The organism is Microcystis sp. M53603_WE2 (assembly GCF_030065435.1).
Window position 1 is genome coordinate 1 of sequence record NZ_JASJFF010000485.1, and the last position, 1,354, is coordinate 1,354.

Here is a 1,354-nt window from a genome sequence, read left to right on the forward strand (position 1 = left end):
CTAATTATCTGTCAAAAAAGAATGCTTCTACACAAGTTCTCTATTTAAATATAGCGTTTCCCAATCTCATGAGGTACACCAAAATCTTAACTCCTGACTCCTGACTCCTCAAAACCTAAGACTCTGTACCTCACAACTATGGGAATTGCTATAAGAGAATTTTATCTGATTTTTTTCAAAATGAGAATTGCTGATTATTTGGCGAGTTCCTTGAAGGCGTTGCGGTACTGAGAGTAAGTATCTTCAAAAGCTTTCATGGTTTCTTCAAAATCGGGATCAAAGCCAGAAATTCTGTATCCATCTGGCGATTCCGTGATATAAATCTGATCTCCTTCCTCTACGTTCAGTCGGGATAAAACCTCTTTCGGTAAGATCACACCTATGGAATTGCCGATTTTTCGGAGCGTTAGACTTGTCATAATCTATGACCTTCCGTAATTATGTTATGACAAATGTTATAACATAACTAACTGCCCAAAGAATTATTTTAAAGAAAAAGACTTCCGAGCGACTGGCGGCATTATACTAGACGATAGTGCAGTATTGTCTAGTAGAACAGAAGTATCGTGAAAGTTAACGGTAACGGACAAGCCAAAATTCTCTCTCAAGTCGAACTAGATCGTCTGTTCGCTGGTTTCGATAACGATCGGGATAGATGTCTATTTGGCATCTGTTTCCATACTGGCTGCAGGATATCGGAGGCACTGCAACTGACCGTCAACGATGTGGGGGCGGCGATCACCTTCAGGAAGTCCACTACCAAAGGTAAGAAGGGAACTCGTTCCATCCCCGTCAATCCAGCCCTGCGGAAAATCCTCGACCTTTACCTGCAAGAATTTCAACCCGATAGTTACCTTTTCCCCTCTTTCCACAACGCTAGAGAAAAAGGACACCTGCACCGATCGAGTGCCGCCCTGATCCTAAGAAACGCTTGCGAACGGGCGGGACTAAAGGGAGTCTCGACCCACAGCTTCCGTCGGTCGGCTTTGACCTTGACATCCTCACCGCCGTAAACGGACGGTGATTCCCAAACCTCACGATTTAGGTTTCTGCTTCTTTCCCTTGCGGGGTTCCGCACCTGCCGCCCCAGTTTTACTCTGTTCTGGTCTTATGGTCGCGACCCGGACTGACACCGCAAGTCCTGCGGCCAAAATGTTTTTACTAGCGTTAATATCTCGGTCATGGTGTGTTCCACAGATTGGACAATCCCACTCTCGAATATTTAACGGCATTTTCAAGGGCAATATACCCGCAATTACTACACCTTTTAGAGCTAGGAAACCATCTATCTAGGGTCTGCTGAAAAAGTTTTTCCTGGTGGCAGGGTGTAGGGTGTGGGGTGTGGGGTTTTACC

Annotated in this window: 2 protein-coding genes and 1 pseudogene; 1 reads left to right on the forward strand and 2 read right to left on the reverse strand. The window is 45.2% G+C overall.

Annotation, left to right across the window (positions count from 1 at the left end; genetic code table 11):
- Positions 1–194: 194 nt before the first annotated feature.
- Positions 195–419 (reverse strand): AbrB/MazE/SpoVT family DNA-binding domain-containing protein, encoded by a 225-nt coding sequence (locus PX481_RS10085; RefSeq protein ID WP_002757519.1) that lies wholly within the window; start codon positions 417–419, stop codon positions 195–197.
- A gap of 147 nt (positions 420–566) precedes the next feature.
- Between PX481_RS10085 and PX481_RS10090 the strand changes: the two genes are divergently transcribed.
- Positions 567–1,013 carry a tyrosine-type recombinase/integrase gene (locus PX481_RS10090; RefSeq protein WP_288094525.1) on the forward strand — a complete coding sequence of 149 codons (447 nt, stop codon included), beginning with the start codon at positions 567–569 and terminating at the stop codon, positions 1,011–1,013.
- Positions 1,014–1,034: 21 nt separating this feature from the next.
- Here the strand turns inward: PX481_RS10090 and PX481_RS29670 are convergent.
- A pseudogene (locus PX481_RS29670) lies at positions 1,035–1,293 on the reverse strand (zinc ribbon domain-containing protein); the annotation flags it as partial.
- Between the last annotated feature and the right edge of the window lie 61 nt (positions 1,294–1,354).